This window comes from Candidatus Clostridium helianthi (genome assembly GCF_045310795.1).
Taxonomy (GTDB): domain Bacteria; phylum Bacillota; class Clostridia; order Clostridiales; family Clostridiaceae; genus Clostridium; species Clostridium helianthi.
The window spans coordinates 1-413 of record NZ_JBJIAB010000123.1 but is presented as its reverse complement, the minus strand read 5'-3'; the positions used below and the strand labels follow the sequence as shown (position 1 = coordinate 413).

Here is a 413-nt window from a genome sequence, read left to right as displayed (position 1 = left end):
GTATCGCAGCATTTGTCACACCTATATGAGGTTTGCTTCAATCCTCTTTCTTTCAGCTTCTGTAAGCTTTCGTGGTTCCTTTGGCTTGAATCCTGCAAATTCATTTTTATCTGCTGTGTTACTCTTTCTAGTGCCTCTAAAGCCATTTTTCTTCACCTCCACATTATCTTCTGGACATCCATCTCTCTTCCAGTTTTTTAATACTCCAATTGCATAATTTATGTCTGGACAATTTTTTTGAAACCCAACATCCATAGCCTTCTTAACCCACTTTTCTCCGTAAAGATCAATAGCTGATCTAAGCGCAACATACTCACAACTACCTGGTTTTCCTGTTATTTTTTCATGATACTTCATAAGCTCCATTGCCTTAGAATTTATATCCACCTCTTCTACCGACCCATTATTATTAT

The 413-nt window shown here is 37.3% G+C and carries 1 protein-coding gene; it reads right to left on the bottom strand.

Features of this window, described 5'->3' with window-relative positions:
* Nucleotides 1–21: 21 nt before the first annotated feature.
* On the bottom strand, nucleotides 22–413 hold a 392-nt coding region (locus ACJDTP_RS27460), incomplete at its 5' end, for a DnaD domain-containing protein (protein WP_479723090.1).